Genomic DNA, 21,221 nt, shown 5'->3' with positions numbered 1-21,221 from the left:
TAGGTCCCTACAACAGGTCTATATATACTAGTTTCCAATTCGCTCCCACCCCAAGAATTACCATTTAATGGTTAGTATATTTTATTAGGTATCACTCCACTTATTATTTATCCATGCAAGTCCACATGCTCTAGCTACTATTTTTAACAACTGTGTTGTAGTTCACTTTTTTAGTTCCCTAACACGTGTTGATAATAGCGTTAAAGAGGTTTATTAAAAATTTTAAAATTTTACAATTACAAAAAAAAGACAAGATTTTTATTCTCGTCTTTTGTCATTTATTTTTAATTTAAGGGTTTAAAAAAGAAAGGAGCTATTTTTAAAACTTTTTAGTTATCGACATCTTCGACACGCTCCCAATAATTTCTGATCATAATGGTGTAAATGATGAAATTTGCTTTTCGGTAAATCATGGAATTTGTTGTTCTGTAAATGATGAAATTTGCTTTTCGGTAAATCATGGAATTTGTTCTTTAGTAAAACATTGTATTTGTTCTTTTGTTAATGCTTTAATTTGTTGTTCTGTGAATGCTGATATTTGTCATTATGTAAATGTTTGGATTTGTTTTTGTGCAAAGTGTGAAATTTGTCATTCTGTAAATGACTCAATTTGTCATTCTATTAATGCTTTAATTTGTTTTTCTGTAAATCATGGAATTTGTTGTTGTGAATGCTGGTATTTGTCATTCTGTAAATCATGGAGTTTGTTGTTTGCTAATTTCTTTAATTTGTCATTTTCTAAATTCTGGTATTTGTGTTGTTGTATTGAATGCTTTGATTTGTTTTTTTCTAAAGTATGGAATTTGTATTTTTGTAAAAAATGGAATTTGCTTTATTGTAAATCAGGTAATCTGTGTTGAGGTAAATGTTTCAATTTGTTGTTTGCTAAAGTATGGAATTTGTATTGTTGCATTGAATGCTCGAATTTCTTTTTTAGTTAATTTTAAAATATTTAAAATATCATTTCCATTAATTGTGATTGGTGTAGGAACAAAATCTTTTGCTTTATCATTGTCTTTTCTTTCAAATATTATTGGTTTTCTTTTTTTTAAACTTTTTTCTTCAATATTTCTTTTGTCTGTTTCAGAAGTCCCTGACTCTTTATTTGAATCTTTACTATTTTTTCTTATAATTTTTCTAGAATTTTTCCTTGTTTTTTTTATCTTTCCTTTATTATCGTTTTTGGTAATCATTGTTTTATTTTTTAATTTAATATTTGTTTTTCCTTTTCCTCCTCTTTTTCCTTTTGCTCTCTTATTTCTATTGAGTAAAATTAATCCTTTTGTTCTTGTTTCTAGTTCTATTTGATTGTATATTAAATTTTTTATTGATGTTATGTCAAATGTATTGTTAGAATCTATTTCATTATCAATTGACATAGTATTAGTACATTGCACTTTATTGTTAAAAAATGGTCCGATTAATATTCATAATTTAAATCAATAATTTGGATTAAAATATTTCATAATTTTTGCTCTCCTTTGAAAGTAAATAATTTTTATTTACTTTCAAAATAAAACAATTTTTAAATTTTATTATTTTAAAATAAAAATATGATTGAATTAGTTCTCTTTTGTTATTAGATTATCAATTTAAGAAAACTTGAAATAGCGTTGTCAAGAAAGATGGACATTCAAAGTGAAATTTTATTAAGTTTTATAAATAATATTTGTAAATGTTAAATTGATAGCTATCAAGTTATTATTTAGTTTGCAATGAGTTTAATGTTGATTAATTTTTTAAAATATATTGCTGTTTATAATCATATTAGTACTTAATATACTAGTTAAAATTAGTATTACTAAATACTTAATTCTTTTTTATTTTCTTACTAGATTTAATCTATTTAATCTATTTAATCTGTCAAAATCTTTATTTTAAATTATAAAACTTTAAAATAATTTTTCATGAAATAACTTTTGGAAATTATTAAAGTTTTTCATATTTTTTAGGGAGTGTTTTTTAAATTCAAAATTTTGTGCATAAATTTTTTGTAAAACTAAGTATCAATAACGTTAATATTTAAAAGTAATAAAAAAGAGATTTAATAATTAAGTTTTTTGTTAAAAATTATCATATAATTAACAATGAACATTTATTATGGAGAAAAATATGAATAAGGATATGTATTTAATTAGAGCAGTAGAAATGGCAACAATTGCTGCTTATAAATTTATTGGTCGTAAAGATAAGAACGCTGTTGACTTTGCTGCTGTTGAAGCAATGACAATTATGTTAGATAATGTCCCTATTAAATGTCGTATTATCGTTGGTGAAGGTGAGTTAGATCAAGCCCCAATGTTATTTGTTAATCAAGAACTAGGAAAAGGAAAAACTTTAACTTATGATTTAGCAGTTGATCCAGTAGAAGGTACTTATCCTGCTGCTTATAATATTGCTGGTAGTATTGCTTGTTTAGCAGCAGCAACACCCAATACTATTTTAAAGTTACCAGAAATGTATATGGAAAAATTATTTGTTGGACCCGATTTACAAGATGCTATTAACAATGAAGATGATTTTATTACTAATATTAAAACTATGCAAAAAATGAAAAAACATAATGACTTAATTGGTATTATTTTAGATAAACCAAGACATCAAAAAATAATTGAAGAGTTGCATGATTTAGGTATTATTGTTCGTTTAATTGGTGATGGTGATGTGCTTGCTGCTATTGATGTTATTAACAAGGAAGCAGATTTTCTTTATGGTATTGGTGGTGCTCCTGAAGGGGCATTAATGGCAGCATTAGCATTAAGTGCTGGTGGCAATATTAAAACTAAGTTAATTTCCTATCAAACAATATGATCTACTGATAAAGATACTAAGATTCGTGTTAATATTGAAGATATTGCTATTAAAAAATATAAATTATCATATAATAAATATTATTTTGCTAAAGATTTAGTAAAAGATGAAAATGTCCGTTTTGTTGCTACAGGCTTAACAGTTGGTGGAAGTTTAAAAGTAATTAAATATTATTATGGTACATATTATTTAAATACTTTTTTTGTATCACATGGTGTTGTTAGAAATATGGAAGTTACTTATAGTGTTAGTCAGGTTAATAAACTATTGCCAAGTGTTGAAAAAATTATGAAAATATATAATAAATATGTTTAAAAATATTTAAAGGAGAAAATTATGAATGATATTGATCGTTTACCTGCCATCCCAGTTTTAGAAAGTCAACGTTTAAAACTACGTCCTATTACTTTAAATGATGCACAAGAATTATTTAATTATGCGAAGAATAAAAATATGACAAAATATGTACCGTGAAAAGCTCATAAAAGTATTAATGATAGTATTGGTTTTATTAATTCTTTATTACAAGAATATAAACAATTAAGTTCTTTAATGTGAGCAGTGCAATTAAAAGATGATAAAACTAATACGATGATTGGTACTTGTGGCTTTATTAGATATTTTGCTCACACTAAATGTTTGGAAATAGGTTATGCTTTTAATCCAAAAGAATGGGGTAAAGGTTATGCCAAAGAGGCATTGTTAACTGCTATTAAGTACGGATTTGAAAATACTGATAGTATTAGAATTGAAGGCAGTTGTGTTAAAGAGAACATTGCTTCAGCGAAAACGATGGAAAGTGTTGGTATGAAGTTTGAAGGAATTTCCCGTAGTAATTTTATTAAAGATGGTAAAGTTAGTGATTGTAAAATATTTAGTATTATTCGTAGTCAGTATTTTAAATAATATTTTAATATTATTTAAAGAGTAACTTTATAGAGTTTTTTTGTTAAAATAATTACAATTATTAATTTGTTATATTATTTAAAACAATATAAAATTCTTAGTAGGTGGAAATTATGAAAACTATAAAATTTATAGATTTATTTTCTGGCATTGGTGCATTTCATATTTCTATAAAGGATTTGTTTAAAGATAGTCAATGTGTAGCAGCATTTGAACAAATCCTTATTATTGACGTCAAAAACAAGCATATGAAGAACTAATTGCAGAAATCATATAAACATAATTTTTTTAATAATTCAGAAAATGAATCAATTTTTTTAAATGATATTGAAAGTGAACAAGTAATAGAAAAACTTACAAATAAGGATATTAGTTATAATTTTTTATGTGCTGGTTTTCCATGTCAACCCTTTTCAAAAGCGGGCTCTCAAACAGGCCTTAAGCATAAAGAAGGAAAATTATTTAAAAAAATTATAGAAATAATTAAAAAATATAATCAAAATCATTATAATAATGAAATAAAAATAGTTCTTTTAGAAAATGTGGCATATTTAGCTAAACATAATAATAGTGATACATGAACTACTATGAAAAAATCCTTAAAGGATTTGGGATATATTTTTTTTGATGAAAAAGATAAAGAACTAATATTAAATCCATTAAATATAGGAATACCTCAAAATAGACAGAGATTATTTTTAATGGCATTTCATGATTCTTATAAAACTTCTAATGAAAATTTTAAAAAATTGTTAAATAATTTATCATTTGATTTATTAAAATTAAAACATAGCAAGTTTTTTGGAGATAATGCATTAAACTATATAGAAAATGTTAATTTAGATTTAAAAGAAAGAACTATGAATATAATTTCTGAATTAGATACAAAAATATTAGATATTTGGCAAGAATTTTGTAATTTAACTAAGATAAAGTTTAAAACGTTGAGATTTCCTATATGATTAGATTTTTTTGAAATTGAAACTAAAATTTCAAATTCAGAAATTAATTCATTTTCAAAGTGAAAATATGAATTTTATGTTAAAAATCAAAAATTTTATTTTGAACATAAAAACAATATTGATTTATGATGACATAAGAATAAGGATATATTAAAAATAAAGAAAATTTATCAAAAGTTTGAGTGGAATATTGGAGGCAGTGGTCTTGATATTAAAGAATGTATTATTCAATTTAGGCATTCAGGCATTAGAATAAAGAAACCAAATTTTTTTCCTGCGCTTGTTAAAACGAATTGTAAACCAATAATTTGAGATAAAAAAATTAATAATTATAGATTTATAAGTATAAAAGAAGCTTTGCTTTTACAAAGTTTTGATTATAATAATTTTATATTTCCTGAAAATTTTTCAGAAAATGAACCTTTTAAAAGAATAGGAAATTCAATAAATGTAGATATTATAAAAGAAATCATTAATAAGTATAGAATATTAATTGAAAAAGTTATATAAAATTATAAAGGAGTTATTTAAGTAATTATGTTTAAATTTAATGATAAATTACCAGTTGATATAAGACCAACAACTAGTATTTACTCTACCTATTCAAGATTATCTTATACACTCTGGCATGCAATTGCTGAATTTGTTGATAATTCGACAGCAAGTTATTTTGAAAAAGAAAATATTTTAAAACAAGTTGAAAAAGATTATAAGTTAAAAGTCATAATTTTGTATCATAAAGATAATAAAAATAAAGAAAATCATTATTTAAAAATTATTGATAATGCTTATGGTATGGATTTGGAAAATTTTAAAAGAGCATTGCAAATAAATAAACCACCACAAAATAGAAATGGTAGAAATGAATTCGGTATGGGTTTAAAAACAGCTGCATGTTGATTTGGTAAAGAATAAGAATTAGTAAGTACAATGTATGGTAATAAGAGTGAATATTCTGCAATTTTAAATGTGGAAAAATTAGTAAATGAAAATTATGCAGAAATTATTAAAAAACATGTTGATAAAAGCACTCATTATACTATGTTGACTATTAGAAAGTTAAATAAATTTATTGTTACAACAAGACAAGAAAATAAAATAAAGGAACAAATTTCAAGTATATACAGAAGAGATTTAAATTATAAAAATATTGAAATCAAATTTGTAACGTCATACTATGATAAGGATAATGTTTTGATTTATACTGATGGTAAAAATAATTTTAAAAACTTTGAAGATATAGAATCATTAACATATGAATTACCAAAAGTTTTAGTAATTAAGAATAATGTGACGGATTTAGAAGAACGGTTTTATAAAGAATTTAATGAGGAAATTAATTTTAATAACATAAAATATAATCTTTCTGGTTTTATTGCTATTAGTGATAAATTTAGTAGACAAGAATCTGGTTTCTCTTTAATTAGAAGAGGAAGAGTTATTATTGGCGGTCGAGATACTAGTTATAGACCAAAAGATATTTTTGGTGATACTGGCAGTTTTACTTATAGAAGGTTATTTGATGAAATTAATTTAGATAATTGGCCGGTTAGTGAAACAAAAGATGCATTTGATTGAAATGATGGTTTAGAAGATGCCTTTATAAATAAAATAAAAAAAATATCAAGTCACTATAGAAAAACCGCTAAAGAGTATCGTGTGAAAGAAAAATCCTTTAATAATGTTAGTATGCAAAATTTAAATGTTCAAAAAGTAACCAGAACAGATAAACAAATTTTTAATATGTTAAATATTTCTAATAATAAAGTAGAATTTGAAAATTTTAAGAATATTAATTCGCTGAGTTATACTTGTAAGTGCAAGTAAATAAAATTGCAAAAAATTCTCATATAAAAATTTCATAATGCTAAATTTAGTTTAGAAAAAAGTAAGGAGTTTTTATATGAGTTATAAACATCTTGGCATAGATGAAAGGATTTATATTGAGAATCAATTGAAATTTAAATTTAAAATTAGTGAAATAGCTAAAAATCTTAATCGAAGTATTAGTACTATTATTCGAGAAATTAATAGAAATAAAGATAATAATCATTATTTTTCATTAATTGCACAAAATAAAGCTGAAAATCGAAAACAATCACATATTAGTTTTCATAAGTTTAAAAATAAGAATTTAGTAAAATATGTACAACAAAAATTACTATTAGGTTGATCACCTGAACAAATTTATGGCAGAATTAAAAATTTTCATAAAGAGTGAGTTATTAGTTTTAAAACAATTTATACTTGAATTTATTTTGGAATGCTTGATAAAGTTACTAGTAAAAATTTAAGAAGAAAAGGTAAAAAACGAAAATCTAAAGAAAATCGTGGCAAGTTTAATGGTAAATCAATTAAAGAACGAGATATAAATGTTAATGATCGTATAACACTTGGTCATTGAGAAGGAGATACTATAGTATCATCACGAGGTAAAAGCAAATCATGTTTAATAACTTTAGTTGAAAGAGTATCACGATTTACTTTAGCAATATTAGTTAAAAACAGAACTACTAAAGTTATTAATAAAAATGTTAGTTATTATTTATCAATTCTTCCTAAAAACATTGTTAAAACTATTACTTTTGATCGTGGCAAAGAATTTTCAAATTGACAACAACTTGAAAAAAATTTAGATATAAAAATTTATTTTGCCAATCCATATTCACCTTGACAAAGAGGTACTAATGAAAATACTAATGGTTTAATTAGAGAAAAATTTCCTAAAAAATTTATTTTTTCAAAAACTAATAAAAATGAAGTTCATAAATTTATATTGTCTTTAAACCAAAGACCAAGAAAAATACTAAATTATCTTTCACCAATCGAATATTTGGATAGAAAAATAATTTAGTTGCACTTACCTTTACAATTTAGCATTCTTTAAATGAAAATGATATCTTAACTAAGGTTGATATAAAAACAAACTATGAAGATAAAAATAGAATTTTAGATAATTTAATTACTTTAAAGAGTGAAAATGGTAAGAGTATTAATATTAATTTTAAACATGATATATCTATTAATCAAACAGAAAATTGAATAGATATTGTTCAAAATGAAAAAAATAATATTTATAATATTAAAATATATTTAGAACATCCATTTTTTAAACCTTATGTTGGAGAAGAAGATTTTTTATTATTGTTAAAACGGTTTATTATTGCATTAGCTGCTTCAATAATACAGTCAAAGTATATAAATCATTATAAACAAATAGACCCAGTTCAAATTTTTGAAATAATGAATTTATACTTAAAAAATGTATAAATCAATAACTTAATTAATTAAAGGAAATAGGATAATGGAAAATAATTTAGGAACATTTGATTTTATTAATGAAGATATTAAAGAAATTAATATTTCTGGTGAATATGTAAAAAAATTTAAAGAAATATATTATTCCAAAATAAAAGATATGGATGGCATAAATTCTATTTTAAATAATTCAATCAATATACTTTCAAAATGCATTGATAATTTAGGAATTCCAAATTCAAAAACAGGAGTAGTAGTAGGAAAGGTTCAATCTGGAAAAACTTCTAATTTTTTAGGACTATTATCACTTGCATTTGATAATAATTATAATTTGGGAGTTGTTATTGGGGGTAAAGATAAAGATTTATTACTTCAAAATGAAGATAGAATAAAAGAAGTTTTTGAGAGTGATGTAAGTAATAAAAATAAATGTAGAGTTATAACCTCTATAACTTATCCTTCAAATCAGTTGGAAGAATGAATGAAAAATAATACAAATAAAAAATTAATAATAACATGTTTAAAAAATAAAACTCATTTAGAAAAATTATATAAAATTTTTAATAAAAGTAGTTATTTACAAAATCAAAAGATAATGATTATAGATGATGAAGGTGATCAATATAGTTTAAATTCTAATTATAATACTAAAAAAATTGAACCTACAACTTTGTATAAGCAAATAATTAAATTAAAAGAACTATTAATATATCATTCTTATATTTCCATAACAGCAACTCCATATGCTAATTTATTAATTAGTAAATTTAATGACTTATCTCCTTCTTTTATAGTTACAATAAATCCAGGGAAAGGTTATACCGGTTTAGATTTATTTCATGGTGAAGAAAGTAGTAGTAAGTATATAAGAAAGTTACATGAACATGAAACTTAAAAGTTAGATGAAAAAGATGTTGATTCTACAGAAACAGAATCATTTGAAAAGGCATTATCAACTTTTTTTGTAGCTTCTGCTTTAAAACAGATATTATTTGATGATGAAGAAGATATTTCTGAAATGCTCGTTCATTCAGAAAGACAAAATAATCAGCAAAATAGAATTTTTGAAAATATTAATAAAAAATTAAAAATATATAAAGAAAATTTAAAATTAAAGTCAGAAAATAAAAATTTTTTAAATTTTCGCTATAAATCTTATTTAGAATTTATTAATTTAGGTTTTAAAGAATATTTTGATAGAGAATTAGATATTAATAATGTAAAGGATAATGAAATATTAGAGGTTATAAATTCAAGAGTTAATCAAACAGAAACTCAAATTAAAAATTCAACAAACAAAACTAATCGTAATACCTCTTCAAAACCATTAAATCCTAATATTATATATAGGAGCTGATTTGGTAGAAAGAGGAATAACGTTTCCTAATCTTTTAGTAACTTTTATAACTAGAAGAGCAAAAAATACTACAAATGCAGATACAGCTTTGCAAAGCGCAAGATGGTTTGGATATAGAGAAAAATTTTTACAATATATAAGGATATTTTGTAAAAATTCAATTGATGAAGATTTTAAAAAAATTTTAATTGCAGAAGAAGCATTATGATTTGAATTAAAAGAATGAGAAAAGAGTGATGATTGTTTAAAAGAATGAAAAATTAGAGCAATTAAATTGGATAAGGATATTAGACCTACGAGAAAAGGAGCAGCAAAAATAGAACAAACTTCTTTGGTTGCATGATGTGCGCAAAATGCCATTATTAAAAATAATGAATCTGAAGAAAAATTATATTTTGAATTATTAAATAAAGCAATTCCACAAAAATATGGATTAAATATAATTCATAAAGAAATTACTTTTAATAGTATAAAAGAATTTGAACTAGATTTTGAAAATATTTCAACTAAAATATTAGATAAATGTAAAATTAAGTATGAAGATTGAGAAGAATTAAAAGATAAGAATAGTTATCCTTTAAAAGTGATATTTATGAGACCAAATGATATAAATAATTTTAAAAGAAAACAATATGAAAATGGATATGTAAGTATTTTTGCTGGTAAAAGTGGAAATTATAAAGGTGATAGATATTTAACTAAATATCCAAATAACGAAAAACATATTTTATTAGAAATACATATGTTTGATATAATGAAGAATAATACTATTCTTGAAAAAAATGCTATTTTTTATGCTTTATACATACCGGAAGAGGAGTAATGCATTATGTTAACACCGAATAAAATTACTGAATTTAAAAAAATTACTGAAAAACTTAATAATAATTTAAAAAAAGTTATTAAGATTAAAGAAAATATATTTTTGGGTACAAATAACGGAAAAATTATGGTTATTTTTAATATTAATGAAAAAAATATTACTACTAAAATTCTAGTTAATAAAAATATAAAAATTTATTTTAATAAAAAAGTTGAAGTAAATTTTGAAGAAAAAAAACTATTTTTAATTCACTTATAATAGAGTTACTTTCCGAAGATAAAGAGTTATTAAATACTTTTCAATTATTTATTTTAAATTTAATTAATTATTATTCTGATATAAAAGAAAATATTGTTGATGAAGTAAATAAAATATGACAATTATTTGAACACACTAATATTTTTTATGATGAAAAAAAAGCAAATGGAATATTTGGTGAATTATTAACTATGTATTTTTTTAAAATTAAATTTAATATATCAATTATTGAATTTTGACATTCAAATTTTAATAATTTATTTGATTTTGAATTTAGATATAATTTAATTTTAGAGGTTAAATCAACTACAAATAGTTCTAGAATTCATAGTTTTAATCATGAACAAATATTTTCTACGCAAGAAACTAAAAAAGTTATATCATCAGTAATTTTAAGTAAAAGAGATAAAGGACTATCTTTATATGATTTTTCATTACAATTAAAAGAGATATTTAATGATTATGAATTTGCTTGTAAAGTAGATACTTTATTTTTTAAATTTGGAATAAGTGAGTTTAAAAAAGGCCCTTGTATTGATTTAGAAAAAACTATGTTAAATATAAAAATATACGACTCCCATTTTATACCGCAATTTCAAGAAATTCCAAGTGGTATAAAAAATTTAAAATATGATGTTAATTTAGAAAAAATACAATATTTAACAGAAAATACTGTTTTTAGTATTTTTAATAATTAAAAACTGATATATTTAAATTTAATTAATTATACAAGACAAAATTGACTTAAGATGTGAATATTAGGATTTGATACTAATAAAGATAATAAAAACATTAAGTTAGATGATAGACATGATTTAGAAACGTATAAAATTTTTATGAAAGAGTATTTATTACAAATTTCAAAAATATGTAATAAAGATACTTCAGTTATTTTAGTAGTTGGTGATGCAAATAATAGAAAAGTATGTAATTATTTTGATATTATGTGGGATAGTATTAAAATTGAAATTCCATTAAGATTAGAAGAAACTTATGAAGATTCAATAATTCAAAAGAAAAAAGTTACTAATTCTCTTGGAAGCAAAGCTGGTAAAGCAACAAGAATTGATAAAATATATGTTTTTAAATTAAAATAAATAAAAATTAATTAACAGTAACTTTGTGTTACTGTTTTTTTATAAAAGAAATTATTTTCACACATTATTAATGATTATTAACTATTATTTTCATCATTTAATAGTCATATATGTATGATTCTGACATTCATAAAAAAATATGTTATATTGTTATTAATTTAATAAATGTTCATTACTAATATAGATTTTCTGATTTATTTATATTAGTTTTTTTATTAAATTATTTAGTTAAATAAACATATTTTATTTTATAGATTAGAAAGAGAGAAATAAAAATGCCTAATAACAAAAAAGAAAAAAAATCTAATTTACCTTTACCTGAGTTAGAAATTAATAATAATGAACTAGAAAATAATATGAAAGCAGAATTTCCCAAGAAAGATAAAGATGTTACAAAAAATGTTGGTAAAACAGTTAAAAAAATCAAAAAAGAGAAGAACAAGAAAATCTAAATAATCGTTCTAATAGACAACCATTATCTGAATTAAATCCAAACATTAATAATTTTAATAATGATATGCTATCAGTTGCTAATAATTTAGAAACTAATGCAACACCCCTTTTACGTACTGAATCAGTAACAAGACTTTAAAAAAATATTTTATAGATTAGAAAGAGAGAAATAAAAAATGCCTGATTTTAAAAGATTGAATTCAAATGTGTCTTCATCATCTGAATTAGAAATTAATGATAATGAAAAAGTAAAGAAGTCTAGTGGAATACCATCACCAAAGAAAATTGCAAATAATGTTAAAAAACAATTTAAAAAAAATATGCCTATTATAGGACCTGTTGCAGTTGGTGGAGGATTACTATTAACATAGGAGCACTAGCAGCAACAGCATCAACTGCTGTTGTCGCTTCTATTGCTGATAGAAAACTAGAAACTAATAAAGCAAAAAAAGAAAGTAAACAAAAAAATGAAATATTTAAAGAAGAACAAATGGAATGTTTCAAATCAAAATTAGCAAGTCAAAAAGCACAATACGATTATGAAAGAAAAACATTTGAAGTGGGACTGGTTGAAAAAGAAGTAGAAAACAAAAAAATTAAAAATTGAATTAAAAATGTTAGATGATCATTTAGAAAAACTAAATAATAAATGTAATAGAGAACCATTGTCTGAATTAAATCCCAATATTAATCAGTTTAATAATAAAATAGTATTAGGTGCTAATAGTTTAGAAACAAATATAAATAATAGTGATAAAACAACATTAAGACCAAGTTTAGGTTAAAGGAAAGGTAGAAAAATTATGTTTGGATGATTAGATGATATTGCTAAAGGTATAGAAGATATTGGAAATGATATTTGTAAAGGTGTAGAAGATATTGGAAGAGGTATAGAAGATATTGGAAATGATATTGGTAAAGGATTAGAAGAAATTGGTAAAGGTGTAGATGATATTGGCTCAGATATTAGTGGCATTTGAAAAGATATTTCAAAAGGATTTGAGGATTTTACAAAAGACGTAGGAAATTTTTTTGAAAAAGGTTGACAAGGGATAGAATCATTTTTTAGTGATTTATTTGAAGGATTAGACTTTTTACTTTATGCTGTACCAATAGTTATTGGAGGAGCAATTGCTGCTGCAATAAGTATCAAAATTTATAAGTTAATAACTAAACTGTAAAAAGATAAACTAGTACGAATGAATCTTAAAGATGCACAACGTCAAAGAAAAATTAATAAAAAAATAGTCCTTTATTAGGAACACTTAGTGATAAAATTGTAAAAAGTAAAAATAAAATTAAAAAAAGAGAAGATAAACTGCAAGACACAGAAAATAAATTAAAAAATTTAAAAGCAAAAAATCAAAAATTAGAAGAAAAAGAACTTAATAAACAAGTTAAAATAGCTAAAAAGTTAAAAAAATTAATAATTTTCAAAATGAAGTAAATGATAGTGAACCATTAATTACTAGATATAATTCTTCACCTTCGTGTTCATTATAATATTTTTCTTATTTAAAAAAAGATTGCAACCGCAATCTTTTTTATTGTCAACAATATAATATTTTATTCATAATATTATTTTTATAAATTATATTAAGTTATTTGTTAAAGAATGATAATTAATTAATGAATTTTGCAAAAAATGAAGTTTTATAAGTAAAAATATAGTTACTCTAACTTATCAATGTTATAATTTATCAAAGGAATAACTAATATTAATTTATGAAAATTTAGATAGAAAGGTGCTATTGCCATTAATATGTTTTTTAAAAGTGTAAAATTCAAGAAGACAAATGATGATTTTGAAACAGATGATAATTCTGAATCAAAAGGTAATATAGAAGGAAAACAAGAAATAATTACACCTTTTAAACAGTATAAAAGTAAAGATAGTAAAAATCTTTTTGCTAAAAAAATGTTATTAAAAAGAAAACAATCAAAATTAAATAATAAGAAAAAATTTAGTGTTCATGATTGAGGGATTGATAATACTAATTATGTTTTTATTGATTTTGAAATTGCAAATTCGAATAAAACAAGTGCTTGTCAATTAATTATGATAAAAGTAACACAAGGTAAAATTGTCAAAACTTATAGTTCATTAATTAAACCACATCCCGAAGAATTTACTTTTTCTCATGTTCATGGAATTACAAGTGAAAGCGTATCTTTAATGTCAAACTTTAAAGAATTATGAGTAGACATCGTTACTTTTTTTACTGAAAATACTGTTGTTATTGCTCATCACGCTAACTTTAACATTAATATCTTAAGATCATTAATTAATCATTATGATTTAAAATGTCCTAATTTTTTTTACATTTGTTCAGTTAAGTTATTTAGAAGAACATATGATTATCCTAATAACCGTTTAAGTGCTCTTACTCATAGTAATCAAATTAAATTTGATCATCATGATCCATTGGCAGATGTTACCACTTTACATAAATTAATTAATATACATTTCAGTGAACATTACCATTTAAAAACTTTATATAATAATCTTAATATTAAAATGGGAAAATTATTTGGTGATTCTTTATCTTAATTAATATAAGATGTATTTTTATATATGCTAAATTGTAAAGGTAAGTGCAACTAAATTATTTTTCTATCCAAATATTCGATTGGTGAAAGATAATTTAGTATTTTTCTTGGTCTTTGGTTTAAAGACAATATAAATTTATGAACTTCATTTTTATTAGTTTTTGAAAAAATAAATTTTTTAGGAAATTTTTCTCTAATTAAACCATTAGTATTTTCATTAGTACCTCTTTGTCAAGGTGAATATGGATTGGCAAAATAAATTTTTATATCTAAATTTTTTTCAAGTTGTTGTCAATTTGAAAATTCTTTGCCACGATCAAAAGTAATAGTTTTAACAATGTTTTTAGGAAGAATTGATAAATAATAACTAACATTTTTATTAATAACTTTAGTAGTTCTGTTTTTAACTAATATTGCTAAAGTAAATCGTGATACTCTTTCAACTAAAGTTATTAAACATGATTTGCTTTTACCTCGTGATGATACTATAGTATCTCCTTCTCAATGACCAAGTGTTATACGATCATTAACATTTATATCTCGTTCTTTAATTGATTTACCATTAAACTTGCCACGATTTTCTTTAGATTTTCGTTTTTTACCTTTTCTTCTTAAATTTTTACTAGTAACTTTATCAAGCATTCCAAAATAAATTCAAGTATAAATTGTTTTAAAACTAATAACTCACTCTTTATGAAAATTTTTAATTCTGCCATAAATTTGTTCAGGTGATCAACCTAATAGTAATTTTTGTTGTACATATTTTACTAAATTCTTATTTTTAAACTTATGAAAACTAATATGTGATTGTTTTCGATTTTCAGCTTTATTTTGTGCAATTAATGAAAAATAATGATTATTATCTTTATTTCTATTAATTTCTCGAATAATAGTACTAATACTTCGATTAAGATTTTTAGCTATTTCACTAATTTTAAATTTAAATTTCAATTGATTCTCAATATAAATCCTTTCATCTATGCCAAGATGTTTATAACTCATATAAAAACTCCTTACTTTTTTCTAAACTAAATTTAGCATTATGAAATTTTTATATGAGAATTTTTTGCAATTTTATTTACTTGCACTTACAAGTATAACTCAGCATATAAAAATACTTTTTAAGTTTAAAGGTATAGTAAATAAAAATTTGCAAATTTAAAAATTAACATTATAATTATACTTATGTAGGGATATTAAGATAAATTATTTAAGTCAAATTGTATACAAAAGAGGTTACAGTTATGGAAAAAGAAATAGATGTTGCATATGTTTTATCACCATTGGATACAGTCACCAATGTTAATGACAAAAGTGTCTTTTCAATAAAAACACATCTTGTGCTAATAAATAAAATACTTAAAAGTAAGTAATTACTGGCTTTTAATTAGTATTAATGATTATTAATCAAAACAGTTGCTATTTTTAGGTGCAGCACTAATTCTTTAAATAATATTTATATCTTGTATAAAAGATAATGAATTATAATTGAGAAGATTATTAACTAAAATTCAATTTTATTTAATAAAAGTCTAAAAAGTACATGAATATTTTGCTTGTTTATGATAACATTACTAAAGAAATTAAAAATAAAATTTCTTATTTTTGATGTTATTAATTTTGATATGTAATATTTTATGAAATGGAGGTGAAATCAATGAAATATGAGTATGAAATTATTGTAATTGGTGCTGGTCATGCTGGTGTTGAAGCGGCATTATCTTCTGCACGAGCAGGTCATAAAACCGCTATTATTACTCTTGATAAAACTAAAATTGCATTAATGCCATGTAATCCTTCTATTGGTGGACCCGCCAAAGGAGTTGTGGTTCGTGAAATTGATGCACTTGGTGGCGAAATGGCTAAAGCAGCAGATGCTACTGCTTTGCAAATGAAACTATTAAATCATTCACGTGGTCCAGCAGTTTGAGCTATTCGTGCTCAATCTGATAAAATTGCTTATTCACAATATATGCAAAATGCAATAAATAAACAAGAAAATTTAACAATTTTAGAAGTTATGGTACAATCATTAATAATTGAAGAAAACACTGCTAAGGGTGTTATTTTAGAGAATGGCGAAAAAATTACTAGTGAAATTGTGATTTTAACTACTGGCACTTATATGACAGCTTTAACTTTACAAGGTCATAATAAGAAATCAGAAGGACCAGATGGTCAAAGAACAAGTAATGGTATTTCTGAACAATTAAAAATTGTAGGCTTTAATATGATACGTTTAAAAACAGGAACACCACCTCGTATTAAAAAAAATAGTATTGATTTTGACAAAACTAATATTGAACTAGGTAGTCATTTACCTTTAGCATTTTCACATGAAACTAAAAATTTTTTACCATTAGCAAAACAGTTACCTTGTTATTTACTTTATACAAATGATAAAACTCATACTATTATTAATAATAATTTAGATAAATCACCAATGTATAATGGTGAAGCACAAGGTACTGGACCACGTTATTGTCCAAGTATTGAGGATAAAGTAGTACGTTTTGCTGATAAGCCTCGTCATCAAATTTTCTTAGAGCCAGAATCACTTGCTTTGGATTCAATTTATGTCCAAGGTTTTTCAACATCGATGCCAATTGATGTGCAAGATAAAATGTTGAGAACATTACCTGGTTTAGAAAATTGTGAAGTATTAAAATGAGCATATGCTATTGAATATGATGCTTTTGAACCAACACAATTATGACCAACATTGGAAACTAAATTAATTAAAAACTTATTTAGTGCTGGTCAAATTAATGGTACTAGTGGTTATGAAGAAGCAGCGTGTCAAGGTTTAATGGCCGGAATTAACGCACATTTAAAAATAAAAAAAGAAAAACCATTAATTTTAAAGCGTGATGAAGCATATATCGGAGTTTTAATTGATGATTTAGTAACAAAAGGAACAGTTGAACCTTATCGTTTATTAACTTCTTTAGCTGAACATCGTTTATTATTACGAAATGATAATGCTCAAACAAGATTAATTAAATATGGTTATCAAGTTGGCTTAGTTAGTGAACAACGTTGATCACAATTTAATATTCAACAAAAATTAATGTCTAATATTGTTGAAAAATTAAAAACTATTAAAGTTAGTCCCAATTCAGAAGTTGCTAAGTATATTAATAATAATAATTTAGGTCCAATTCCCGATAATCATATTATTGCTTATGAATTATTAAAACGTCCAGGTGTCAAATTATCAATGTTTACTTCACAGTTACCTTTAATAAATGATTTACAATATCATCAATTAATGGAATTAGAAATTACAATTAAATATTCAGGATATATTAATCAACAACTAAAAATGGCGCAACAAACTAATAGTTTAGAAAAAAAACAAATTCCTGGTGATATTGATTATGATTTAGTAGAAAGTATTACTGGTGAAGCTAGAGAAAAATTAAAGCGTGTTAGACCATTAACAATTGGTCATGCTACAAGAATTTCTGGTGTTAGTCCTGCTGATATTCAAGTTTTATTATTTTTTTTAAAACGCAAATATCCAAATTTAAATATTTAATAAATTAGCGATTTTTTAATTAAGTTCGCTAATTTTATATATTAAATATTTTACTTGCATTTTAAAGTTTAAAGAAGATTTTAATTTGTGATGACCAAAAAAAATTAAACAGTAATAAAAATTGTAAATCTGAAACAATGACACAGATTTAAGGGGTGATAAATTTATGAATAATGAAAAACAAAAAGAGTATAAGAAAAAGTGAAAGCAAAAAAGAGAAAATATGATCAAGAAAAATATCAAAAAAATCAAGAAAAAATAAATCAATATAATCAAAGACCTGAAGTGAAAGCAAAAAATCAAGAATATGCTCAAAGACCCGAAGTGAAAGCAAGAAGGAAAAAATATTGGCAAAGACCCGAAGTGAAAGCAAGAAAGCAAAAATATGATCAAGCTTGATATCAAAAAAATAAAGATAAAAAACGAAAATATGAGCAAAGACCTGAAGTGAAAGCAAAAAAGAAAGAATATGCTCAAAGACCCGAAGTGAAAGCAAGAAGGAAAAAATATTGGCAAAGACCCGAAGTGAAAGCAAGAAAGCAAAAATATGATCAAGCTTGATATCAAAAAAATAAAGATAAAAAACGAAAATATGAGCAAAGACCTGAAGTGAAAGCAAAAAAGAAAATATATAATCAAAAATTATATCAAAAAAGGAAAAAAACAAAACAAGAATTACAATTTAATAATAATTATCAAAAAGAAGTAATGGTAAATGCAATCAACAAATTAGCTGATGAATATCCTCCTGCTGCACATGTTTTAAGTGAAAATCAAAAAATTTGAAAATCTTATTTATAAAATAAAAATAAATTAAAAAAATGAATTGATAAAAAATAAATCTAATTCTTTTTCATGTAAATCATATATAACAATTTTCTTTTCACTCAAAATAAAATTAAGTTGTGATATATAATTTTTATCAATTAATTTAATTAAAATACTATCAGTATCTTTATTATATTTAAATTGAAAATTATATAAACTTAAAAGTGATGATGCTACAAGATTATTGCTTGTTTTTAAAACAAAAATTTTACCAACTCCAAATTTATCAATTGGCCCAGTATAAATTAATTTACCATATTCAATAATAGTACAATTATCAATAATATCTTTTGTTTCATCAATCATATGAGTTGTTAATAAAATAGTTTTTCCTTCTTTTTTTAAATCTTGTAAAACAGAAGTAAAAAATTTTCTTGATTCTGAATCTAAATTAGCTCCTGGTTCATCTAAAATAACTAGGTTTGGATCATGTGCTAGGGCAACAATCAACATAATTCTATTTTTCATTCCTGAAGAAAATGAATTTAAAGATTTATTACGTGATTCTCATAAACCAAAATTTTTTAATAATCTTTCTAAATTTACTAGTAATTTACTTTCTGAAATTATTGTTGTTTTACCTAAAAATTTCAAAAAATTATAAGCACTTAATCCCTGAGGAAAATTTTCTATATTCAAAGAATAGCCTAAACTATTTTTTGAAAAAGTTGTTCCCGCTTTATAGCCATTAATGGTAATTAATCCTTCGTAATTACTTATTGGAATAGCACCAATAATTGATTTCAACAGTACTGATTTACCACTTCCTGAACGGCCAACTAAAGCATGAATAGTTCCTTCAAATACAGTAAAGCTAATATTATTTATGTGAAATTTCTTAAATTTTTTACTATAGTTTTGAACATTAATTAAAATTTTATTTTTATCATTTGTTGACATAAATACTCTCCTAACTAACTTATCCAATATTCTTTTTTAAGAAAAAACAAAATGATAAGAAAAATAAAACAATACACAACACACCGTAAAATAAACTAACAATCAAATTATTTTGTATGCTTGTAGTATTATTAACATCAATTTTATATTCGCTATTTAAATGAAAAGTAAAATCAGGATAACTAAATAAAGTATTTTTTTGAACATTAAAATCAATACTTGATAAAGCTAATGGTTTAAATCAAAAATTACCATAACATCCCATATAATTTGTTCACATTTGGTTTCAATGCTCAATAAAATTAAAATAGTTAATCAAAGTATATAAATTCATATTATTTTTAAATGCAATAAAATTTTCATCATTTAAAACTTTTTCTGATTTAACTTGATAATAAATTCATATTTGATTATAAATGTAATCTTCCACAGTTCTTAATAAAATATAAATTGGATTAAAAAAAAGATTATCATATTTGTTACGTAATGGACTGCTAAATTTAACATAATATCCACCATCTTTAAAAGCTCTTGTTCAATCATCACTAGTTAATGTTTTTTTATTACTACCTTCCTCAACATAAGATTTAGCAAGATCATATTCTAACAAATCAGGTATTTTTGATTTTTGTAAATAACAAAAATTATTAATTTCAAATTCATTATTATAATCTTCATATAATTGAAATAAATCTTTTTGAGTATCGTTATTAGATTCTTCAATTTTTTGTTTTAATTCTTTTAAATTAATAAAGTATTTATTAAAAACTAAAACTATTTTAACTGTTTTGCCATTAAAATCATTATGTCCATTTCAAACATCAATTTTACCTTCCATTTCACCACTATTAAATGAACTATTTAAAAGAAATCCTTCTTTTTTATAAAAATCTTGTCTTTTACTAATAACTTCCTTTTTATTAATATTTTGTAATTCATCAATTGTTAAACTATTATAAAAATCAGCAATATCTTTAGTTAAATTAGGATAACGAATTAATCCCATTTTATAATATTTATTAAATAACATTGCTTCTTTAATTTGTTTAACCAAATAAGGTCCAACACCTTCTTTAAAAGAAATTGGTAAATTTTCTGTTTTATTTAATATCAAAGAAGAAGGCAAACCACCCAAAAGGAATAAACTACAAAAAATAACAAATATTAAAAAAACCTTTTCTGATGAAAAAAACGCTAACATAGCTACCGATCCATTAGTTACTAAAATTGAGAAAAAAAGTAAAAAAAGAAATAATTTTAAAATAATTAAAATATAAAATTTAATATATATTATTTTTAGAATTACTCCTATGATGCCTCCAAAAACTAATAAAGTAATAATATTAGATACGATAAAAAATAATGAAGATAAAAATAACACGAAATATTGTGAAAGGATAATTACTTTTCTTGAATATGGCCTTGTTAGTATTAGAAGAAAAGAATTATCTTCAAATTGTGTACCAAATAACTTAAT

26 protein-coding genes are annotated in these 21,221 nt (G+C 23.0%); 22 read left to right on the top strand and 4 right to left on the bottom strand.

The genetic code is table 4. The features are described 5' to 3' along the window. Window positions 1-629 precede the first annotated feature (629 nt). The gene (locus AACL05_RS00910; RefSeq protein WP_338961807.1) at window positions 630-1,466 is read right to left on the bottom strand and encodes a hypothetical protein; all 837 of its coding nucleotides are present in this window, start codon (window positions 1,464-1,466) and stop codon (window positions 630-632) included. A gap of 646 nt (window positions 1,467-2,112) precedes the next feature. Here AACL05_RS00910 and AACL05_RS00905 point away from each other — a divergent pair. The 19 genes from AACL05_RS00905 (at window position 2,113) to AACL05_RS00815 (ending at window position 14,476) form a co-directional block, all read left to right on the top strand. Beyond that, entirely contained in the window at window positions 2,113-3,126 is a 1,014-nt protein-coding gene (locus AACL05_RS00905) for a fructose-bisphosphatase class II (protein WP_338961805.1), read from the top strand. Between the two features lie 21 nt (window positions 3,127-3,147). Further along, window positions 3,148-3,717, top strand: a complete 570-nt coding sequence (locus AACL05_RS00900) for a GNAT family protein (RefSeq protein WP_338961803.1) — start codon at window positions 3,148-3,150, stop codon at window positions 3,715-3,717. A 113-nt stretch (window positions 3,718-3,830) separates the two neighbouring features. Beyond that, entirely contained in the window at window positions 3,831-3,977 is a 147-nt protein-coding gene (locus tag AACL05_RS00895) for a hypothetical protein (protein ID WP_338986096.1), read from the top strand. Next, window positions 3,978-5,189 (top strand): DNA (cytosine-5-)-methyltransferase, encoded by a 1,212-nt coding sequence (gene dcm, locus AACL05_RS00890; RefSeq protein ID WP_338986095.1) that lies wholly within the window; start codon window positions 3,978-3,980, stop codon window positions 5,187-5,189. Between the two features lie 27 nt (window positions 5,190-5,216). Beyond that, window positions 5,217-5,594, top strand: coding sequence for an ATP-binding protein (locus AACL05_RS00885; RefSeq protein ID WP_338961797.1), 378 nt, complete (start codon window positions 5,217-5,219; stop codon window positions 5,592-5,594). 15 nt (window positions 5,595-5,609) lie between these two features. Beyond that, window positions 5,610-6,506, top strand: a complete 897-nt coding sequence (locus tag AACL05_RS00880; RefSeq protein WP_338986094.1) for a hypothetical protein — start codon at window positions 5,610-5,612, stop codon at window positions 6,504-6,506. A gap of 76 nt (window positions 6,507-6,582) precedes the next feature. Continuing rightward, on the top strand, window positions 6,583-7,533 hold the full coding sequence (locus AACL05_RS00875; RefSeq protein ID WP_338960236.1) for an IS30 family transposase: 951 nt from the start codon (window positions 6,583-6,585) through the stop codon (window positions 7,531-7,533). Window positions 7,534-7,983: 450 nt separating this feature from the next. Beyond that, window positions 7,984-8,832: a hypothetical protein gene (locus tag AACL05_RS00870; protein ID WP_338961795.1), complete on the top strand. Its 849-nt coding sequence runs from the start codon at window positions 7,984-7,986 to the stop codon at window positions 8,830-8,832. 3 nt (window positions 8,833-8,835) lie between these two features. Beyond that, window positions 8,836-9,324 carry a Z1 domain-containing protein gene (locus AACL05_RS00865; RefSeq protein WP_338963003.1) on the top strand — a complete coding sequence of 163 codons (489 nt, stop codon included), beginning with the start codon at window positions 8,836-8,838 and terminating at the stop codon, window positions 9,322-9,324. Beyond that, the gene (locus tag AACL05_RS00860) at window positions 9,296-10,117 is read left to right on the top strand and encodes a Z1 domain-containing protein (RefSeq protein WP_338961793.1); all 822 of its coding nucleotides are present in this window, start codon (window positions 9,296-9,298) and stop codon (window positions 10,115-10,117) included. Before AACL05_RS00865 ends, AACL05_RS00860 begins: the two co-directional genes overlap by 29 nt. A gap of 6 nt (window positions 10,118-10,123) precedes the next feature. Then, window positions 10,124-10,375: a hypothetical protein gene (locus tag AACL05_RS00855; protein WP_338986093.1), complete on the top strand. Its 252-nt coding sequence runs from the start codon at window positions 10,124-10,126 to the stop codon at window positions 10,373-10,375. Between the two features lie 191 nt (window positions 10,376-10,566). Then, window positions 10,567-11,073, top strand: a complete 507-nt coding sequence (locus tag AACL05_RS00850) for a PD-(D/E)XK motif protein (protein ID WP_422397355.1) — start codon at window positions 10,567-10,569, stop codon at window positions 11,071-11,073. Between the two features lie 51 nt (window positions 11,074-11,124). Next, complete coding sequence (locus AACL05_RS00845) at window positions 11,125-11,472, top strand: hypothetical protein (RefSeq protein WP_338961788.1); 348 nt, start codon at window positions 11,125-11,127, stop codon at window positions 11,470-11,472. A gap of 275 nt (window positions 11,473-11,747) precedes the next feature. Beyond that, window positions 11,748-11,924: a hypothetical protein gene (locus tag AACL05_RS00840; RefSeq protein WP_338961787.1), complete on the top strand. Its 177-nt coding sequence runs from the start codon at window positions 11,748-11,750 to the stop codon at window positions 11,922-11,924. Window positions 11,925-12,101: 177 nt separating this feature from the next. Continuing rightward, on the top strand, window positions 12,102-12,296 hold the full coding sequence (locus tag AACL05_RS00835) for a hypothetical protein (RefSeq protein WP_338961785.1): 195 nt from the start codon (window positions 12,102-12,104) through the stop codon (window positions 12,294-12,296). Window positions 12,297-12,415: 119 nt separating this feature from the next. After that, the gene (locus AACL05_RS00830) at window positions 12,416-12,571 is read left to right on the top strand and encodes a hypothetical protein (protein ID WP_338961784.1); all 156 of its coding nucleotides are present in this window, start codon (window positions 12,416-12,418) and stop codon (window positions 12,569-12,571) included. Then, a complete protein-coding gene (locus tag AACL05_RS00825) occupies window positions 12,540-12,710 on the top strand; it encodes a hypothetical protein (RefSeq protein ID WP_338961782.1) in 171 nt (56 codons plus the stop codon). Before AACL05_RS00830 ends, AACL05_RS00825 begins: the two co-directional genes overlap by 32 nt. Before the next feature lie 18 nt (window positions 12,711-12,728). Next, entirely contained in the window at window positions 12,729-13,106 is a 378-nt protein-coding gene (locus AACL05_RS00820) for a hypothetical protein (protein ID WP_338986091.1), read from the top strand. Window positions 13,107-13,687: 581 nt separating this feature from the next. Continuing rightward, entirely contained in the window at window positions 13,688-14,476 is a 789-nt protein-coding gene (locus AACL05_RS00815) for an exonuclease domain-containing protein (protein ID WP_338986089.1), read from the top strand. Between the two features lie 50 nt (window positions 14,477-14,526). Here AACL05_RS00815 and AACL05_RS00810 read toward each other — a convergent pair whose 3' ends face one another. Then, the gene (locus tag AACL05_RS00810) at window positions 14,527-15,477 is read right to left on the bottom strand and encodes an IS30 family transposase (RefSeq protein WP_338960236.1); all 951 of its coding nucleotides are present in this window, start codon (window positions 15,475-15,477) and stop codon (window positions 14,527-14,529) included. A gap of 242 nt (window positions 15,478-15,719) precedes the next feature. On the opposite strand from AACL05_RS00810, the gene AACL05_RS00805 reads away from it, so the two are divergent. From AACL05_RS00805 to AACL05_RS00795, 3 genes are all read left to right on the top strand, one after another. Continuing rightward, the gene (locus AACL05_RS00805; protein ID WP_255495891.1) at window positions 15,720-15,848 is read left to right on the top strand and encodes a hypothetical protein; all 129 of its coding nucleotides are present in this window, start codon (window positions 15,720-15,722) and stop codon (window positions 15,846-15,848) included. A 284-nt stretch (window positions 15,849-16,132) separates the two neighbouring features. Then, window positions 16,133-18,016 (top strand): tRNA uridine-5-carboxymethylaminomethyl(34) synthesis enzyme MnmG, encoded by a 1,884-nt coding sequence (mnmG, locus tag AACL05_RS00800; protein WP_338986087.1) that lies wholly within the window; start codon window positions 16,133-16,135, stop codon window positions 18,014-18,016. A gap of 201 nt (window positions 18,017-18,217) precedes the next feature. Next, complete coding sequence (locus AACL05_RS00795; RefSeq protein ID WP_338961775.1) at window positions 18,218-18,817, top strand: hypothetical protein; 600 nt, start codon at window positions 18,218-18,220, stop codon at window positions 18,815-18,817. A 12-nt stretch (window positions 18,818-18,829) separates the two neighbouring features. On the opposite strand, the gene AACL05_RS00790 is transcribed toward AACL05_RS00795, so the two are convergent. Next, the gene (locus AACL05_RS00790; protein ID WP_338961774.1) at window positions 18,830-19,744 is read right to left on the bottom strand and encodes an ABC transporter ATP-binding protein; all 915 of its coding nucleotides are present in this window, start codon (window positions 19,742-19,744) and stop codon (window positions 18,830-18,832) included. Window positions 19,745-19,763: 19 nt separating this feature from the next. Continuing rightward, window positions 19,764-20,858 (bottom strand): hypothetical protein, encoded by a 1,095-nt coding sequence (locus AACL05_RS00785; protein ID WP_338961772.1) that lies wholly within the window; start codon window positions 20,856-20,858, stop codon window positions 19,764-19,766. Window positions 20,859-21,221 lie beyond the last annotated feature (363 nt).

It is taken from the genome of Spiroplasma endosymbiont of Thecophora atra, from assembly GCF_964019735.1.
Classification (GTDB): Bacteria; Bacillota_I; Bacilli_A; order Mycoplasmatales; family VBWQ01; genus Spiroplasma_E; species Spiroplasma_E ixodetis_A.
The sequence above is the reverse complement of the archived record's forward strand: the minus strand, read 5'-3'. Positions and strand labels throughout refer to the sequence as shown.